Origin of the sequence: Paraburkholderia phymatum, assembly GCF_038900715.1 — a bacterium.
Lineage (GTDB): Bacteria > Pseudomonadota > Gammaproteobacteria > Burkholderiales > Burkholderiaceae > Paraburkholderia > Paraburkholderia phymatum_A.
Genome location: NZ_JAYMRZ010000018.1, coordinates 118,697 through 137,362, shown reverse-complemented (window position 1 = coordinate 137,362; position 18,666 = coordinate 118,697). Strand labels below are relative to the sequence as shown.

At 66.3% G+C, this 18,666-nt stretch carries 12 protein-coding genes; 8 read left to right on the top strand and 4 right to left on the bottom strand.

Annotated features, from left to right (window positions below; translation table 11 throughout):
* Nucleotides 1-31 precede the first annotated feature (31 nt).
* Together VSR68_RS28875 and VSR68_RS28870 are read right to left on the bottom strand one after the other, a co-directional pair.
* Nucleotides 32-4,330 carry a DNA translocase FtsK gene (locus VSR68_RS28875; protein ID WP_342943107.1) on the bottom strand — a complete coding sequence of 1,433 codons (4,299 nt, stop codon included), beginning with the start codon at nt 4,328-4,330 and terminating at the stop codon, nt 32-34.
* A gap of 199 nt (nt 4,331-4,529) precedes the next feature.
* Nucleotides 4,530-5,144: an META domain-containing protein gene (locus VSR68_RS28870; protein ID WP_342943106.1), complete on the bottom strand. Its 615-nt coding sequence runs from the start codon at nt 5,142-5,144 to the stop codon at nt 4,530-4,532.
* Between the two features lie 304 nt (nt 5,145-5,448).
* On the opposite strand from VSR68_RS28870, the gene purT reads away from it, so the two are divergent.
* The 7 genes from purT (at nt 5,449) to VSR68_RS28835 (ending at nt 12,875) form a co-directional block, all read left to right on the top strand.
* A complete protein-coding gene (gene purT / locus VSR68_RS28865) occupies nt 5,449-6,663 on the top strand; it encodes a formate-dependent phosphoribosylglycinamide formyltransferase (protein ID WP_342943105.1) in 1,215 nt (404 codons plus the stop codon).
* A gap of 78 nt (nt 6,664-6,741) precedes the next feature.
* On the top strand, nt 6,742-6,915 hold the full coding sequence (locus tag VSR68_RS28860; protein ID WP_342943151.1) for a DUF6726 family protein: 174 nt from the start codon (nt 6,742-6,744) through the stop codon (nt 6,913-6,915).
* A 115-nt stretch (nt 6,916-7,030) separates the two neighbouring features.
* Nucleotides 7,031-7,402: an MliC family protein gene (locus tag VSR68_RS28855; protein ID WP_342943104.1), complete on the top strand. Its 372-nt coding sequence runs from the start codon at nt 7,031-7,033 to the stop codon at nt 7,400-7,402.
* Nucleotides 7,403-7,729: 327 nt separating this feature from the next.
* Nucleotides 7,730-9,382: an acetolactate synthase large subunit gene (locus tag VSR68_RS28850; RefSeq protein WP_342943103.1), complete on the top strand. Its 1,653-nt coding sequence runs from the start codon at nt 7,730-7,732 to the stop codon at nt 9,380-9,382.
* Between the two features lie 88 nt (nt 9,383-9,470).
* On the top strand, nt 9,471-10,907 hold the full coding sequence (locus tag VSR68_RS28845; RefSeq protein ID WP_342943102.1) for an aldehyde dehydrogenase family protein: 1,437 nt from the start codon (nt 9,471-9,473) through the stop codon (nt 10,905-10,907).
* Nucleotides 10,904-11,269 carry a hypothetical protein gene (locus VSR68_RS28840; RefSeq protein ID WP_342943101.1) on the top strand — a complete coding sequence of 122 codons (366 nt, stop codon included), beginning with the start codon at nt 10,904-10,906 and terminating at the stop codon, nt 11,267-11,269. Before VSR68_RS28845 ends, VSR68_RS28840 begins: the two co-directional genes overlap by 4 nt.
* A gap of 151 nt (nt 11,270-11,420) precedes the next feature.
* Complete coding sequence (locus VSR68_RS28835; RefSeq protein ID WP_342943100.1) at nt 11,421-12,875, top strand: DEAD/DEAH box helicase; 1,455 nt, start codon at nt 11,421-11,423, stop codon at nt 12,873-12,875.
* Between the two features lie 125 nt (nt 12,876-13,000).
* On the opposite strand, the gene gluQRS is transcribed toward VSR68_RS28835, so the two are convergent.
* Together gluQRS and VSR68_RS28825 are read right to left on the bottom strand one after the other, a co-directional pair.
* Complete coding sequence (gluQRS, locus tag VSR68_RS28830) at nt 13,001-13,882, bottom strand: tRNA glutamyl-Q(34) synthetase GluQRS (RefSeq protein ID WP_342943099.1); 882 nt, start codon at nt 13,880-13,882, stop codon at nt 13,001-13,003.
* 44 nt (nt 13,883-13,926) lie between these two features.
* A complete protein-coding gene (locus VSR68_RS28825; RefSeq protein WP_342943098.1) occupies nt 13,927-14,799 on the bottom strand; it encodes a sulfurtransferase in 873 nt (290 codons plus the stop codon).
* A 282-nt stretch (nt 14,800-15,081) separates the two neighbouring features.
* Between VSR68_RS28825 and dnaE the strand changes: the two genes are divergently transcribed.
* Nucleotides 15,082-18,660 (top strand): DNA polymerase III subunit alpha, encoded by a 3,579-nt coding sequence (gene dnaE / locus VSR68_RS28820; RefSeq protein WP_342943097.1) that lies wholly within the window; start codon nt 15,082-15,084, stop codon nt 18,658-18,660.
* Nucleotides 18,661-18,666 lie beyond the last annotated feature (6 nt).

The window sequence follows — 18,666 nt, the reverse complement described above, 5'->3', positions numbered from 1 at the left end:
CCGGGGATGCGGCCCGTCGACCGAAGGCGGCTTACTCGGCAGGCCCCGGCGCGAGCACTTCGCGGCTGCCGTTGATGCCCATCGCCGACACGAGTCCCGCCGTTTCCATCTGCTCGACGAGGCGCGCCGCGCGGTTATAGCCGATGCGCAACTGCCGCTGCACCGCCGAAATCGACGCGCGCCGCGTGCGCACGACGAACGCGACGGCTTCGTCGTAGAGCGGATCGGCTTCTGCATCCGGCGTCTCGCCGAACAGGTCCTGACCCGCGCCGCCGCCGTCCGTTGCCGGGCCGTCGAGAATGCCCTCGACGTATTCCGGCTCGCCGAACTGCTTCAGATGCTCGACGATGCGATGCACTTCCTCGTCGGCGACGAACGCGCCGTGCACGCGCTGCGGGTAGCCGGTGCCGGGCGGCAGGAACAGCATGTCGCCCTGGCCGAGCAGCGACTCGGCGCCCATCTGGTCGAGAATCGTGCGCGAGTCGATCTTCGACGACACCTGGAACGCGACGCGCGTCGGAATGTTCGCCTTGATGAGGCCGGTGATCACGTCGACGGAAGGGCGCTGCGTCGCGAGAATCAGATGGATGCCCGCCGCGCGCGCCTTTTGCGCGAGACGCGCGATCAGCTCTTCGATCTTCTTGCCCGCAACCATCATCAGGTCGGCCAGCTCGTCGATCACGACGACGATCAGCGGCAGCGGCGACAGCGGCTCGGGCGCGTCGGGCGTCAGCGAGAACGGGTTGCCGATTTTCTTCTCTTTTGCCTCGGCGTCGCGGATCTTCTGGTTGAAGCCTTGCAGATTGCGCACGCCGACGGCCGACATCAGCCGGTAGCGCTTCTCCATTTCACCGACACACCAGTTGAGCGCGTTGGCGGCGAGCTTCATGTCGGTGACGACAGGCGCGAGCAGATGCGGAATGCCTTCGTACACGGAAAGCTCCAGCATCTTCGGGTCGATCATGATGAGGCGCACGTCTTCGGGCGTCGCCTTGTACAGCAGCGAGACGATCATCGCGTTGATCGCGACGGACTTGCCCGAGCCCGTCGTGCCCGCGACCAGCATGTGCGGCGCCTTCGCGAGATCGGTGACGACGGGGTGCCCCGTGATGTCCTTGCCCATCGCGAGCGTCAGATTCGACGCGGACTTCTGATAGACGTCGGCTTGCAGGATTTCGGAGAGACGGATCGTCTGCCGCTTTGCGTTCGGCAGTTCGAGACCCATGCAGGTCTTGCCGGGAATCGTCTCGACGACGCGGATCGACGTGAGTCCGAGGCCACGCGACAAATCCTTCATCAGCCCGACGATCTGGCTGCCGCGCACGCCGAGCGCCGGCTCGACCTCGAAGCGCGTGATGACGGGGCCCGCCGATGCGCCGACGACCGTCACGGGTACCTTGAATTCCTGCAGGCGCTGCTCGATCAGCGCGCTCGTTTCGGCGAGCCCTTCTTCGCTGACGGGCTCGGCGTCGGCCGATGCGGGCGCGAGCAGATCGAGGCCCGGCAGTTCGATGTGCGAGGCCGACGGCGCGTGGAACTCGAACGCGGGACCGCTGTGGCCGCGCACGGCAGGGCGGGGCGCGGGAGCTTGCGGCGCGTCTTCGGCGTCGGCGTCGGGCATCTGGATCGGTGCCGGCGCTTCGCCGTGCGCGGGCGCCGCTTGCGCGAGGCTGTCGGCGGCGTGCTGGACAGGCGCTTGCGTCGGTGCGACGGATGCCGCGCCGGGGAAGCGGACGATGTTCGACGATACGTGCGCTGCGGGCTCTGTTCCGTGGTCAGACTGTTCGATATCGGACGCGTTGCCGACGACGGCGAGCGGGGCGATCGGATGCAGCGGCGTGACAGGAGCGTCGTACTCCGACGCGTTCGATACGGCCGCGCGGTCATGGCTGGAAGCTGTGCGCAGCAACGTGACGGATTGCGTGATCGCATCCCATGGCGCGAGCCTGGAGGCGGCGGCTTCGTGCGCCTGCGCGTGATCGGGTTGCTGACCTGCTGTTTCCGTCGCGGATTCGGCTTCTTCGTCGGCAGTGTGTGAATGAGCCGCAGCCGGATGCTCGCTTTGCTGGTCGAGCTGGTTCGATGCCGATTCGTCGCCGGTCGCCGGTGTTGATTCGGCGGAGGGCGTTGTCGTTGCTGTATGCGCCGCGTCAGCTGGCTCGTGATCGACGCGGGCTGCCGGGATTTCGTTCGCTGCGGACGATAACGGCGTTGGCCTCGCCGGTTCGGTGGCCGGCTCTGACGTTCGATTTTGTGTCGCGACGTGCGCAGCGCTCACGTGCGGTTGCGGCTCGTCTCCGGGTGGCGCCGATTCGGGCGCCGCAGTGTGCGGCTGTCGGGTGTCGGCGACCACGTTCGCCGGCGCGTGCGGCGCCTCGGTGCGCGTTGCAGCGTCTTCGTTCGTTTCTTCCAAAGATGCCGCAGCCGCTGCCGTATGCGCGACGGGCTCTATCGCGTGTGAAGCGTCCGGGCTTTGCTCGGCCGTCGAATCGCTTGCATCCGCCGATAGGGGAGGGGGCGCGTCTACCTTTTCGGTTTCGTGAGCGGTCAAGCTCGCCGCTTCGGCTGCAACATTCGCTGCGCTCGCTCGCGGCTCATCTTCGGATGCGGCACCTTGCACGATAGCGGTAGCTCTCGTGGCATTGGCGACAGCAGACGGCTGCGTGTGCGCAACCGCGTCGGCTGCATCGGAGTGCGGCGCGAACGTTGACGCATCGCCGGCATGACGGGTGCCGATGGCCGCTTCGAGTGCCGACACGGCCTGATCGACGGCGGTGACAGCGGTGACAGCCGCGACGTTAGCGGCCATGCCGCTGCCCGCGACGCCAGCCGCTGCATGCATGCCCGTCTGCGGAACGGAAGCCACGGGAGTCATCGGCGCTACGGGCGCTACGGGAGCCATCGGCGCGGCAACCGCCGGCGTCCGCGCGGCAGCAGCCTGATCGACGGCCGCTGCCGAAGGCAGCGTTTCGACGATCCGGGATGCGTCGCCCGCCGAGCGCCGCGCGAGACTCGCGCCCGCGAGCGTCGTCCAGCGCGCGGCGTTTTCCTCGATGCTTCGCAAGGTTTCCTGCACGCTCGTCGTGGGCGCGGCAGGCTGGGCAGGCGGATTCGCCCGCGTATACGCGGGCGCGCGGAACTGCGACATGTCACGGCGCGCGGTCGACAGACCAGGCGGGGTTGCAGGACGCGTCGCCTGGACTGATGAAGCAGGCCCGGTCGAAACGGACTGGCGGCTCTGCGGCCGGCCGCTCTGCGCGAGCGTGGCCGCGCGCAACGACGCCGCGCGCGCCGACGACACAGCAGGATTCACCGATACGCCGCGCGCGGCCGCCTGGGCCGCCGCCGCTTTCGACGATTGCAGCGCCGCCGTGCTGCCGAACACGGTCGGCGGCGTGGCGGCGACGCGCGGGCTTTCGATCGACGCCGGGATGCTCTCGCGCGCATGCGGGCGCTGCGCGTCGGCGCTGAGCCAGCCGGCGGGCGCCGTGGGTTCGGCAGGCGTCCACGGCGTCGGGCGATTCGGCTGACGGCCGGCGCCGGCCGCGCGGCTTCCCGCGACGCCGCCCGTCATTCCGCTTGCTATTCCGCCCGTCATGCCGCTCGCAACCGCGCTCTTCCCGCTTGCCGTCCCGCTCGCGGCCGCACTCGTTCCAGTTGCTGTCCCGCTTGCTGTCCCGCTCATCCCGCGCACACTACCCGCAGCCGCCGCACCGAACGACGATCCCGCCGATGCGCCCGAAGGCATCCCCATCGCCTCTTGCGCCGCACCCGCGCTCGCGGCACCAGTGGCCGCCGCGGCATTCGAGCCGCGCGCGGTCGAAGGCGGTCGCCATACGGTCGGCCGCGCGTAGCGCCCGTTGTTCTTCGGCGCCATCGTGTTGATGGGCGCGCTGCTATGCGCAGGCGCCGAATCGGCGGCGGCGCGGTGATGGCCGCGCGGCTCGTCGTCGCGCGCGCGCTTCGACAGGCCGAGCCCGAACGCGTCGTTCGCCCACGCGACGACCGACGACCACCTGAATCCGATCAGCCACGGCAGCGCGAGCCCGAGCAGGCCGAGCATCACGAGCGGCGTCGCGATGCGCCCCATCAGGCGCGTGAGCCCCGAGGCCAGCGCGTGACCGAACGCATCGAGCCCCTGCGCGCCGATCAGCGACGCCTCCAGCGTGCAGCTCGCGACCAGCACGCAGACAAAGCCGAGCCACAGCCTGATCGTGCCCGGACCGCGCAGCCCCGCGCCGCCCGGCAGCACGGACTTCACGAGACGCCACACGAGGGGAAGAAACCAGACGGCGGAAGCGCCGAACCAGCCGAAAACTACCGTTTGCATGCTAGACATCAACGAATGACGGGCGCGCGCTCGCGCAACCCGTCGAGTTTAATCGGACGAAGCATTGTGCTTCGAAGGCCGGTGTCGCGTGCGGCGCGCGGGCATCGGCGCGCGATGCAGCGGCAACGCACGAGCGGGCGCCCCGACACGTATCGGGGGCACGCATCGCGCGAAGTGCGGACGCTCGCCGGCCGCGCCGTCATTGGCCGCGCCGCGCGAACACGAGTGTGTCGCCGTTGTCGAGGATCAGTTGAAGTTGCTGCGGCTTGCGCATGTCGACGCCCGAGTGCTCGACATGTGCGAGCGCATCGAGATACGCGGCTTCGATCTTGCCGCCCGGCGTCGCGCACGCCATGCGCGTACCCGCGAGCGGGCCGAAGCTGAGCTTGCCGTCCTTCAGCATGTAGGTGCCCGTATAGCGGTTGCAGCCCGAGAAGCCGCTTGCGCGGCGCTGGCCGCTTTCCGTCGACAGCACGAGCGTGACCGGTTCGCCGCTCGCGCCGCCCGGCACCTCGCGCGTGCCGCCGCCGGAGACCTTCCAGCCGCTCAGTTGCCAGTCGGTGTTGTCGAGCAGCTGCGTGGCCGCCGGGTTGAAAGGATCGGGCGGCGCGGCTTCCACGTCGGGATGCTTCGGCATCGCGCAGGCGGCGAGCAGCGCGGCCATCGATACGGCGGCGAGCAGCGCCCGTGAAGTCGTCGCGTTGCCCGCGCGGCGCAGGAACGATGCCCACGATGCGGCGTCCGGTGCATTCGACGATGCGCCGGATGTTGCGTTCGAGCTAGCGTCGCGTGGCGTGGCGGACGTGGGCTGCATGTCGTCGTTCCTCTCTAAACTGGCGAAGGCGTAAGGGTATCGCACTACGCTTGCCGCACGCGAGCGCAAACGCGCGCGGCGAAACGCACAGGCGCGCCTGGGCGCGGCATAGGCGAAATGCTCGGCGGCGCGGATGCGCCCCATGCACGATGCATCGCTTCGGCCGTTGCAATTCGCCGGCTCGAAGGGCGGCCTGCGGACGGTTTATCGGCATGCGAGGCGCGCAGGCGCAGGGGCCGCGCATGTTAACATCGCCGCAGTCATTCATTCCACCCGCGTTTCGTAAAAATTCCCTGGAGTTTCCATGCAGATAGGCCAACGCATCGGCACACCGCTTTCGACTTCCGCCACGCGCGTCATGCTGCTCGGCGCGGGCGAACTGGGCAAGGAAGTGATCATCGCGCTGCAACGGCTCGGCGTCGAAGTGATTGCGGTCGATCGTTACCCGAACGCGCCGGGCCATCAGGTCGCGCACCGCGCGCACGTGATCGACATGACCGATGCGAAGGCTTTGCGCGCGCTCGTCGAGCAGGAGCGCCCGCATCTGATCGTGCCGGAAATCGAGGCCATCGCCACCGACGCGCTCGCCGCGATCGAAACCGATGGCGTAGCCGAAGTGATCCCGACGGCGCGCGCGACGCAGTTGACGATGAACCGCGAAGGCATCCGCCGTCTTGCCGCCGAGGAACTCGGCCTGCCGACTTCGCCGTATGCGTTCGCCGATTCGCTGGAAGAACTGAAGGCGGGTATCGCGAAGGTCGGCTATCCGTGTGTCGTGAAGCCGGTGATGTCGTCGTCGGGCAAGGGGCAGTCGGTGCTCAGGAGCGACGCCGACGTCGAAGCGGCATGGCAGTACGCAATGGCAGGCGGGCGCGTGAATTACGGGCGCGTGATCGTCGAAGGCTTTATCGACTTCGAGTACGAGATCACGCAGCTGACCGTGCGCGCAATCGACCCCGCCACGCAACAGACCTCGACGTACTTCTGCGATCCCATCGGCCACGTGCAGGTGGCGGGCGATTACGTCGAATCGTGGCAGCCGCAGCCGATGAGCCCGCTCGCGCTCGAACGCTCGCGCGAAGTCGCGCACAAGGTGACGGCGGCGCTCGGCGGCCGGGGCCTGTTCGGCGTGGAACTTTTCGTGCGCGGCGATGACGTATGGTTTTCGGAAGTGAGTCCGCGCCCGCACGACACAGGGCTCGTGACGCTCGCGTCGCAGCGACTGTCCGAGTTCGAGTTGCACGCGCGCGCGATTCTCGGTCTGCCCGTCGATACGTCGCTGCGCGCGCCGGGCGCATCGGCCGTGATCTACGGCGGGCTCGACGAAGCGGGCATCGCGTTCGAAGGCGTCGCTCAGGCGCTCGCCGTGCCGGATGCGGATCTGCGCCTGTTCGGCAAGCCGGAGAGCTTTGCCAAGCGCCGCATGGGTGTGGCGCTCGCGACGGGGCAGGACATCGGCGAAGCGCGGCAGCGCGCGAAGCAGGCAGCGACGGCTGTGAAGCCGGTGTCGGCGAAGTAGTCGGTGCGTAGATGCGGCGCAGGTGAGGAGCAACGCGTGAAAGCGAAACGCGCAGGTGGTGTGCAACGCGGCGGACTCGTGCGGCGTGCCGCGCTGCTCGCATCGGCCGTCGTGTTGATGGCGACGCTTGGCGGCTGCGGTCTTGCTGCCGCGCCGTGCCGGATTGCATCGGCGGGGCTGAAGATCGTGCCCGTGGTCGGTCATGCCGCCGCCGCGCCGACGGACGCATGCGCCGACGTGATCGATCCTTGAACCGCGCTTGAGCAGCGCTTGAGCAGCGCTTGAAGCGCGCTCGTCAGCGGCCGGCCGCGCAATGGTGGTCGTGGGAATGGCAGTGTCGATGCGTCATCCAGAAACGAGGCTTTCGATGAGCTTGAGGCGGTATGCGTTGATGGGCGTGCTGACGATCGCCGCCGTGTCCGGTGCGGCCGGCGCTGCAGACTTGATGCCGCTGCCGGACATCAGGACCACGCATCGCGTGACGCAGAAATACACGTGCGCGACGGGCCGCATTCTGCATGTCACGTATCTGAACACGAGCAACGGACAGAGCTTCGCGATCCTGCCCGTCAAGGGCAAGCAGATGCTGTTCGTCAACGTGCTGTCGGGCTCGGGCGCGAAGTATCAGGCGGCGAGCTATACGTGGTGGACGAAAGGCCCGCAGGCCACGCTGTACGACGCGATGCTCGGAGAGAATGCGCCGCCGATGCTGTCCGATTGCGTGACGATCGTGCGCTGATGTTCCGCTAATGCGTTGCTGATGCCTGGCTGATGCCTGGCTGATGCCGCTCGGTGCAGTTACGCCCGCGCCGGGCCGGACCCTCGTTCTTCTATCCCGTCCCTCGCGCCTCACGCGCGCTCGCCGGTCGATCGCGGCCACAGCGGCCTGGTCCACGCACCGTGGACGCACGCCGACACGATTTCCCCACCCGGAGTAAGCTGTTTGCCACGCACAAGCCGCGCCTCTTCCTGATGCCGTTGCGCGGCTGTCATCGTTTTCGATCATCCTTGTCCGCGCGCCGCGACGGTGGCGTGGTCTGCGTTCGTTCGTCAAGCGAGACTCTCCATGAAAGCATCGGATCTGTTCGTCAAATCGCTGGAAGCGGAAGGCGTCGAGTACGTGTTCGGCATTCCCGGCGAAGAAAATCTCGATCTCCTCGAATCGCTGCGCCGCTCCCGGATCAAGCTCGTCCTCACCCGCCACGAACAGGCGGCCGGTTTCATGGCCGCGACCTATGGCCGCCTCACGGGCCGCACGGGCGTCTGCCTGTCGACGCTCGGTCCGGGCGCGACCAACTTCGTGACGGCGGCCGCGTATGCGCAGCTAGGCGGCATGCCGATGCTGATGGTCACGGGCCAGAAGCCGATCAAGTCGAGCAAGCAGGGCCACTTCCAGATCGTCGATGTCGTGCGGATGATGGAGCCGCTCACCAAGTACACGCGGCAGATCGTGTCGATCGGCAATATTCCCGCGTCGGTGCGCGAGGCGTTCCGTCAGGCCGAAGAAGAGCGCCCGGGCGCCACGCATCTCGAACTGCCCGAGGACGTCGCGCACGAAGAGGGCGACGGCAAGCCGATTCCGAAGAGCTACAGCCGCCGGCCCGTCGCCGAAGAGAAAGCCGTCGAGCGCGCGGTGAAGGCCATCGCCGACGCGAAGCATCCGATCCTGATGATCGGCGCGGGCGGCAACCGCAAGACCACGCGCAAGATGCTGCGCGAATTCGTCGACCAGATCGGCGTTCCGTTCTTCACGACGCAGATGGGCAAGGGCGTGATCGACGAATCGCATCCGCTGTGGCTCGGCAACGCGACGCTGTCGGACGGCGACTTCGTGCACCGCGCGATCGATCACGCGGACTGCATCATCAACGTCGGCCACGACGTGATCGAAAAGCCGCCGTTCTTCATGCGCGGCGCCGACGCGGGCGAGAAGACGGTGATTCACGTCAACTTTCTCGGCGCGGAAGTGGACCCCGTGTACTTCCCGCAGATCGAAGTGGTCGGCGATATCGCCAATGCCGTGTGGCAAATGAAGGAGGCGTTGCAGGGCAAGGGCGAGCATTGGGACTTCGCGCGCTTCAAGGAGATCAAGGAACATTTCGAGGCGCATCTCGTGAAGGGCCAGCAAGACGACCGCTTCCCGATGTACCCGGTGCGCATCGTGAACGACGTGTACGAGACGACGCCCGTCGACGGCATCATCTGTCTCGACAACGGCATGTACAAGATCTGGTTCGCGCGCTACTACCGCGCGCACGAGCCGAACTCGCTGCTGCTCGACAATGCGCTCGCGTCGATGGGCGCGGGGCTGCCGTCCGCGATCGCGACGAAGATCGTGCTGCCCGAGCGCAAGGTGATGGCCGTGTGCGGCGACGGCGGCTTCATGATGAATTCGCAGGAACTCGAGACGGCCGTGCGCCTGAAGCTCGATCTCGTCGTGCTGATCCTGCGCGACGACGCGTTCGGCATGATCCGCTGGAAGCAGGAGAACATGAATTTCCCCGACTACGGGATGACGCTCAAGAACCCCGATTTCGTCGATTACGCGAAGAGCTATGGCGCGCAAGGACACCGGATCGCGTCGGCGGCCGAGTTCGCGCCGCTCGTGCGCGAATGCTTCGCGACGCCGGGTGTGCATGTGATCGACGTGCCCATCGACTACTCGGACAACGAGCGCGTGCTCAATCGCGAGATCAAGCGGCTGTCGGCGCAGCTTTGACATGTCGCCGCATTTTCCCGGCGCGCGGTGCGGCGGATGCGGAACGGCCGTTGCTGCGCTCCTTTGATCGGATCAAGGAGAACGTGTCATGTTGCAGAAGAGTTACCCGTACTACCTCGCGAACGTCGCGGTGGCCGCGAACACCGATCTCGAAGTCACCGACAAGTTCAGCGGCGAAGTCGCGACGCGCGTCGCGCTCGCCGATGCGGCCGCGATCGACAAGGCCATCGGCCTCGCCGTCGCCGCGATGCCGGAGCTGCGCGCGTTTCCGCCGTTCAAGCGCCAGGCGGTGCTCGAACATTGCGTGAAGCGCTTTCGAGAGCGCTTCGACGAACTGGCGATGGCGCTGTGCATCGAGGCAGGCAAGCCGATCAACGATTCGCGCGGCGAAGTCACGCGCCTGATCGATACGTTCAAGGTCGCGGCGGAGGAATCGGTGCGCATCGACGGCGAGATCGTCAACCTCGAAATCTCGCAGCGCGCGAAGGGCTATCACGCGTATGTGAAGCGCGTGCCCATCGGGCCGTGCTCGTTCATCTCGCCGTTCAACTTTCCGCTGAACCTGGCCGCGCACAAGGTCGCACCCGCTCTGGCCGCCGGCGTGCCGTTCGTGCTGAAGCCGGCGAGCCGCACGCCGATCGGCGCGCTGATCATCGGCGAAGTGCTCGCGGAAACCGATCTGCCGAAGGGCGCGTTCTCGATCCTGCCCGCGCATCGCGACGGCGCCGATCTCTTCACCACCGATGAGCGCTTCAAGCTGCTGTCGTTCACGGGCTCGCCCGCCGTCGGCTGGGACCTGAAGGCGAAGGCGGGCAAGAAGAAGGTGATCCTGGAACTGGGCGGCAACGCGGCCGCGATCGTCGATGGCGATCAGCGCGACAAGCTCGATTACGTCGTCGATCGGCTCGCGTTCGGCGCGTTCTATCAGTCGGGGCAAAGCTGCATCGGCGTGCAGCGGATTCTTGCGCACGCATCGCTGTACGACGCGCTGCGCGAGAAGCTGATCGCGAAGACCAAGTCGCTCAAGATGGGCGATCCGAAGGACGAAAAGACCTTCGTCGGGCCGATGATCTCCGAGTCGGAATCGCGGCGGCTCGCGGGCTGGATGGACGGCGCGGTGAAGGCGGGCGCGAAGATCGTCGCGGGCGGCAAGGTGGACGGCGCGATGTTCGAGGCGACGCTGCTCGAAAACGTCGGACTCGACACCGATCTGTACCGGAAGGAAGCGTTCGGGCCCGTCGCGATCCTCGAAAAGTTCGACGATTTCAAAAGCGCGCTTGCGACCGTCAACGACAGCGACTTCGGATTGCAGGCCGGCGTCTTCACCGATTCGCTCGCGCATGCGCATCAGGCGTGGGACGAACTGGAAGTGGGCGGCGTGGTCATCAACGATGTGCCGTCGTTCCGCGTCGACAACATGCCGTATGGCGGCGTGAAGGACTCGGGACTCGGACGCGAGGGCATCCGCTACGCGATCGAGGACATGACGGAGCTGCGCCTGATGGTGATGCGCGAGACGTGGTGAAAGCGGTGGAAGGGCAGCGGCGCAAGCTGCTGGTGGCTGCCTTCGGCAGCTATGGGTTGCTGCGGGCTGCTACGGGCCGCCGCTGGACGGCTGCCGCGTCACGCAGCTGTCAGCGTGCTGTCACCGGATTGACGCGCTCGACGTCTACGCTGCCCGCGTCGGAAGGCGGTCCGCCCCGCTGGATGGGCGGGGCAGGCTGCGGCGCCAACCTATCCGGGGCGGCGCGGCCCGCATGGCATGAAAACAGCCCGGAAGCCGAAGTGCTACAATACCGCCCTTTCCGGCGGATGTTTCCGCCGGCCGGAGCCGGCCGCATGCTTGCCGATACCTGGTACCTGGTGATACCAGGGCGGGTCTCGTGATGGACGCCGTGGCTCCGCCTTCATCCTGATGCCCTCCGCGGCCCCGGCCGCTGCAGAAGAAGCTGCAAGAGAGTTTGAGCGGACGCCCGGGCGCCCGCCTTTGGCAACGCGCAAGCGGTTCCGCCCAAGCGCATTTTTAGCGAAAGCCACCATGTCCGACACAGCAACCACGCCCAGCACCGTGACCTTCGACCAGTTCGGTCTTCACGCCGACATCCTCAAAGCCATCGCGGAACAGGGATACACGACGCCGACGCCGATCCAGGCCGCGGCGATCCCCGTCGTGCTGGGCGGCCGGGACGTGATGGGCGCCGCGCAGACGGGCACGGGCAAGACGGCGGGCTTCTCGCTGCCTATCATCCAGCGTCTGCTGCCGCTCGCGAACACGAGCGCATCGCCGGCCCGTCACCCCGTTCGCGCGCTGATCCTCACGCCGACGCGCGAACTCGCCGACCAGGTCGCCGCGAACGTGCAGTCGTACGCGAAGCACACGGCGCTGCGCAGCGCCGTCGTGTTCGGTGGCGTCGACATGAACCCGCAATCGGCGGAGCTGCGGCGCGGCGTCGAAATCCTGATCGCGACGCCGGGACGCCTGCTCGACCATGTGCAGCAAAAGACGGCCAATCTCGGCCAGGTGCAGATGCTCGTGCTCGACGAGGCCGACCGCATGCTCGACATGGGCTTTCTGCCCGACCTGCAGCGCATCCTGAACCTGCTGCCGAGCGAGCGTCAGACGCTGCTCTTCTCGGCAACTTTTTCGCCGGAAATCAAGAAGCTCGCGTCTACTTATCTGCGCAACCCGCAGACGATCGAAGTCGCGCGCAGCAACTCGACGGCGACCAACGTCACGCAGATCGTCTTCGAAGTGGCCGAAGGCGACAAGACGGGCGCTGTCGTGAAACTGATCCGCGAACGCAGCCTCAAGCAGGTGATCGTGTTCTGCAACAGCAAGATCGGCGCGAGCCGTCTCGCGCGCCAGCTGGAGCGCGACGGCGTGGTCGCGACGGCGATTCACGGCGACCGCTCGCAAAGCGAACGGATGCAGGCGCTCGACGCGTTCAAGCGCGGCGAAATCGAAGCGCTGGTGGCGACGGATGTGGCGGCGCGCGGTCTCGATATCGCCGAACTGCCTGCCGTGATCAACTTCGATCTGCCGTTCAACGCGGAAGACTACGTGCACCGGATCGGCCGGACGGGCCGCGCCGGCGCATCGGGCGATGCGCTGTCGCTGTTCAGCCCGAACGAGCGCAAGCAGCTCGCCGACATCGAGAAGCTGATCAAGCGTCCGCTGGACGTGCAGCGTCTCGCCGTCGATACGCCCGTGCGCCATCATCACGACGAGCGCGGCTCGCGGCGCGACCGCGACGACCGCGGCGGCCGCCGTCGCACGGGCGCGCACGAGCGTCCGTCGCATGGGGCGCATCATCGCCAGCAGCCCGTCGACGATTTCTTCTTCAAGCCATACGAGCCGTCGCCTTCGGCCGTGTCGGCTTCCGCGAAGCGCGAAGAAGCGCCGGCCGCGCCGCAGAAGCCCGCTTCGAAGCAGCCGCTCGCCGCGCTGCTGGGCGGTTTCGGCATGCCGCGCAAGACGACTTCTTCGAACTGATATCGCTTGAACGCCAACGGCGGCACGCCGGGCGGCGGGACTAGCTGAAAACGGCGCCATTGCTGGCGCCGTTTTCATTCCTCTTCAAGTTCTCTTCATTCTATTCATCGCACCGCGAGGGACGTTCAGCGTTTCACGCGCTCGGACCACGCCTCGATCGCTTCGGCGTAAAACGCTTCTCGCGACAACGCAGCCGTCCCGCTCAGCCTCAATCCCAGATGCAACGCTGCGTCGTTGAGCGCGACGAGCGGCCGGCTTGCGTCGAGCGCGAGCGCTCCCGTCTGCTTGCTGAGCTTTTCTCCATCGGCATTCGTGACGACGGGCACGTGAAGATAAGAGGGCGTCGGCACGCCTAGGCACTGTTGCAGATAAATCTGACGCGCCGTCGAGTCGAGCAGATCCGCGCCACGCACGACATGCGTGATGCGCTGATCAGCGTCGTCGACGACGACAGCGAGCTGATACGCCCATTGATCGTCCGCCCGGCGCAAGACGAAATCGCCGACTTCCGTTGCGAGATTCTGCGTCTGCGGGCCTTGCCAGCGATCGTCGAACGTCACGATGGCGGCATCGCCGTCGGGCACGCGCAAGCGCCACGCGCGCGCCGGCTTCCCGTTCAGGCCGTTGCGGCAGGTGCCGGGATAGGCGAGCGTCGTATGGCGCGCGTGCGCATGCACGAGCGAATCGGCGATCTCCTTGCGCGTGCAGCCGCACGGATAAACGAGCCCCGTCGATTGCAGGCGTTCGAGTGCCTGCCGATAAAGCGGCATGCGCCAGCTTTGCCAGACGGGCGGCTCGTCGGCGACCATGCCGAAGCGCGCAAGTGTTTCGAGAATATCTTCTGCTGCGCCGGGGACGGTGCGCGGGCCGTCGATGTCTTCGATCCGCACGAGCCACGTACCGCGATGCGCGCGCGCGTCGAGCCAGCTTGCGAGCGCGCTGACCAGCGAACCGAAATGCAGCGGGCCGGTCGGCGACGGGGCGAAACGTCCGCGATAGGCTGTCATGCCGCGAACGTCAGCATCGAACCGTCACAGCGTGTGCGTGCGGGTTACGCCGCGCGCGCCGCGCTGGCGTGTTGCGCCTGCGGATGACAGGCGGCGCAGGTCTTGCCCGGCACGTAGTACGGCGACTTCTGATCTTCCGGCGCGACGACCGCGCGGCAGCCGAAGCACTGCACGGTGGCCGTCGGCTGCAGATTCGGATCGAGCGAGGTGCGATAGTCGAACACGAAGCACTCGCCGTTGTAGTGCGCGCCGCCCACTTCCTCGAAGTACTTCAGAATGCCGCCTTCCAGCTGGTAGACGTTTTCGATGCCGACATCCTTCATGTGGATCGCCGCCTTCTCGCAGCGAATGCCGCCCGTGCAGAACGACACGACCGTCTTGCCTTCGAGGTCCGCGCGGTTCTGCTCGATCACTTCCGGAAACTCGCTGAACTTCGTGATGCGGTAATCGAGCGCGTTGTCGAACGTGCCGACATCGATTTCGAACGCATTGCGCGTGTCGAGCATCACGACGGGGCGGCCTGCGTCGTCGTGGCCGCGGTCGAGCCACGCTTTGAGCGTGCGCGCATCGACGGCGGGCGCGCGGCCCAGTTCCGGCTTGATGGCCGGCTTCTTCATCGTGATGATTTCGCGCTTGAGCTTGACGAGCATCCGGCGGAACGGCTGCGTCTCCGACAGGCTTTCCTTGAACTGAAGCTCGGCGAATTTGCCCTCGAACAGAGGATCGTGACGGATGTAGTCGATGAACTCAGGCACTTGCGCGATTTCACCGGCGATAAACAGGTTGATGCCTTCTGGCGCGAGCAGGATCGTGCCGCGCAAGCCGAGTTCGTTGCAGCGCGCGGTGACGAGCGGCCGCCATTCGACCGTCTTGTCGAGCGTCGAGAACTGGTAGGCCGAGAGATTCAGGATATTCATGCTGGTCCAGCGATAAAGCGCCGTGCCCCGGCGCGCGTCGATGGCGGGCGCAGCACGTGTACGGCAGGGAATGGGTGCGAGTCCGTATTATCCCTCATCCTGCGGATCGCTTCGCAATCCGCCGGGCGGCATATTGACTTGCGCGCGAATAGCCCGAATGGCCGACCCACATGCGCGCGGATCGCCGCCCTGAAAGACCCGCGCGCGAGCCCGCCTGGCCGGACGGCCAACGGTCTGGTTCGGGGCTGTTTTGCCGAAATTTTTCGGGAGGGCGGGGTTACAATGTCGCCCATGTCAGATCCCCGCTTCGTCCATCTCCGCGTTCACTCCGAATTCTCGATTGCCGATGGCATCGTGCGCCTCGACGACGTCGTCGTCGCCGCTGCCAAAGACGGTCAGGGCGCGCTCGCGCTCACCGATCTCGGCAACGCATTCGGTCTCGTCCGTTTTTACAAGGAAGCCCGTGACAAAGGGGTCAAACCCATTGCGGGCTGCGATGTCTGGATCACGAATCCCGACGACCGCGACAAGCCTTCGCGTCTTCTGCTGCTGGTCAAGAACAAGACCGGCTATCTGAACCTGTGCGAACTGCTGTCGAAGGCTTGGCTCACGAACCAGTATCGCGGACGCGCGGAAGTCGAGGCAGCGTGGCTCGAAAGCGGCCTCGCCGACGGACTGCTTGCGCTGTCGGGCGCGCAGCACGGCGACGTGGGCATCGCGCTCGCGGCGGGCAACGAGGAAGCCGCAAAGCGCAATGCGTCGCGTTGGGCGAAGGTCTTTCCGAACGCGTTCTACATCGAACTGCAACGCAGCGGGCAGCCGGGCGCCGAGACTTACGTGCAGCAGGCGGTCGCACTGGCCGCTTCGCTCAAGCTGCCTGTTGTCGCGACGCATCCGCTGCAGTACATGACGGCCGACGACTTCACCGCGCACGAAGCGCGCGTGTGCATTTCCGAGGGCGACATGCTCGCGAATCCGCGTCGCCAGAAGCGCTTCACGACCGACCAGTACTTCCGCACGCAAGAGGAAATGGCCGCGATGTTCGCGGACATTCCGTCCGCGCTCGCGAACACCGTCGAAATCGCCAAGCGCTGCAACCTCACGCTCGAGCTCGGCAAGCCGAAGCTGCCGCTGTTCCCGACACCGGATGGCATGTCGCTCGACGACTATCTGGTGCAGCTGTCGAAGGAAGGGCTGGAGAAGCGTCTCGAACAGTTGTATCCCGATCAGGCCGAACGCGACGCGCAGCGCGAGACTTACTACGCGCGCCTCGACTTCGAATGCGGCACGATCATCAAGATGGGCTTCCCCGGCTACTTCCTGATCGTCGCGGACTTCATCAACTGGGCGAAGAACAACGGCGTGCCTGTCGGGCCGGGCCGCGGCTCGGGCGCGGGCTCGCTCGTCGCCTACGCGCTCGGCATTACCGACCTCGATCCGCTGCGCTACAACCTGCTGTTCGAACGTTTTCTGAATCCGGAGCGGGTGTCGATGCCCGACTTCGATATCGACTTCTGCCAGCACGGCCGCGATCGTGTGATCCAGTACGTGAAGGAGAAGTACGGCGCCGATGCCGTGTCGCAGATCGCGACGTTCGGCACGATGGCCGCGAAGGCGGCCGTGCGCGACATCGGGCGCGTGCTCGATCTCGGCTACATGTTCACGGACGGCGTCGCGAAGCTGATTCCGTTCAAGCCCGGCAAGCATGTGACCATCGCCGACGCGATGAAGGAAGAGCCGCTGCTTCAGGAGCGCTTCGACAACGAAGACGAAGTGCATCAGTTGCTCGAGCTCGCGCAGCGCGTGGAAGGCCTGACGCGTAACGTCGGCATGCACGCGGGCGGCGTGCTGATCGCGCCCGGCAAGCTGACCGACTTCTGTCCGCTCTATACGCAGGGCGACGAAAGCGGCGTCGTGAGCCAGTACGACAAGGACGACGTCGAAGCCGTCGGCCTCGTGAAGTTCGACTTTCTGGGCCTGACCACGCTGACCATTCTTGACTGGGCCGAGCGCTATATCCGCCGCCTCGATCCGTCGAAGGAGAACTGGTCGCTCTCGCAAGTGCCGCTCGACGACCCCGCGTCGTTCGCGATCCTCAAGAAAGCGAACACCGTCGCCGTGTTCCAGCTGGAAAGCCGCGGCATGCAGGGCATGTTGAAGGACGCGCAGCCCGACCGCTTCGAGGACATCATCGCGCTGGTCGCGTTGTACCGTCCGGGACCGATGGATCTGATCCCGAGCTTCTGCGCGCGCAAGCACGGCCGCGAAACCGTGGAGTATCCGGACCCGCGCGTCGAGCCTGTCCTGAAAGAGACCTACGGCATCATGGTCTACCAGGAGCAGGTGATGCAGATGGCGCAGATCATCGGCGGCTATTCGCTGGGCGGCGCCGACCTGCTGCGCCGCGCGATGGGCAAGAAGAAGCCCGAGGAAATGGCGAAGCATCGCGAGATCTTCGCCGAGGGCGCCGCGACGAACGGCCTCACGCGCGAGAAGTCGGACGAGATCTTCGACCTGATGGAGAAGTTCGCGGGCTACGGCTTCAACAAGTCGCACGCGGCCGCGTACGCGCTGCTCGCGTACTACACCGCGTGGCTCAAGGCGCACCATCCCGCCGAATTCATGGCGGCCAACATGTCGCTCGCGATGGACGACACGGACAAGGTCAAGATCCTGTTCGAAGACTGCCTCGCGAACAAGATGGCCGTGCTGCCGCCGGACATCAATCTGTCCGCGTATCGCTTCGAGCCGGTCGCTGAAAGCGACGGCAAGCGCTCGCGCACGATCCGCTATGGCCTAGGGGCGATCAAGGGCAGCGGCCAGAACGCAATCGAAGAAATCCTGCGCGCGCGCGAAGACGGTCCGTTCGTCGATCTCTTCGATTTCTGCAACCGTATCGATCGCCGCATCGTCAACCGTCGCACGATCGAGGCGCTGATTCGCGCGGGCGCATTCGATTCGCTGCATCTGAATCGCGCGCAACTGCTTGCGTCGGTGTCGCTCGCGATGGAAGCCGCGGATCAGGCGAGCGCCAACGCGATGCAGGCGGGACTGTTCGACATGGGCGATGCGCCGTCGCAAGGCCATGAGCTCGTCGACGAACCGGTGTGGCCGGACAAGCGCCGCCTGCAGGAAGAAAAGACGGCGCTCGGCTTCTATCTGTCGGGCCATCTGTTCGATGCCTACAAGGACGAAGTGCGGCGCTTCGTGCGGCAGAAGATCGGCGAGTTGAAGGAAGGGCGCGACAAGCTGGTGGCGGGCGTCATCGTTTCGCTGCGCACGCAGATGACCCAGCGCGGCAAGATGCTGATCGCGCTGCTCGACGACGGCACGGGCCAGTGCGAAGTGACCGTCTTCAACGAGCAGTTCGAGGCGCACAAGCAGCTCTTCAAGGAAGACGAGCTGCTCGTCGTGCAGGGCCAGGCGCGCAACGACGCGTTCACGGGCGGCATCCGCTTCACTGTCGATACGCCGATGGATCTCGGCCGCGCGCGCACGCGCTATGCGCAGGCGGTGAAGGTGCGGATGAACGGCAACGCGGACGCCCACGCGCTGCGGCGTGTGCTCGAAGCACATTGCGCGAAGCCGGAAGATGCCGAAAGCGCTGCGCCGGCTGCCGCGTCGAGTCGCGGCGGTCGTGGCGGTCAGTATGGGCAGAACGGCCAGAGCGGGGACATGGGCCGTGGGCAGCGCCCATCCGCGCCGATGCCTAACGGTCTCGCGGTGCAGATCGTCTATCGCAGCGACAACGCGGAAGGCGAGGTGCGGCTCGGCGACGCGTGGCGCGTGAAGCCGACGGACGAATTGCTCGCCGCGTTGCGCAACGAGTTTTCGGGCAGCGCGATCGAGATCGTGTACTGAGTGATC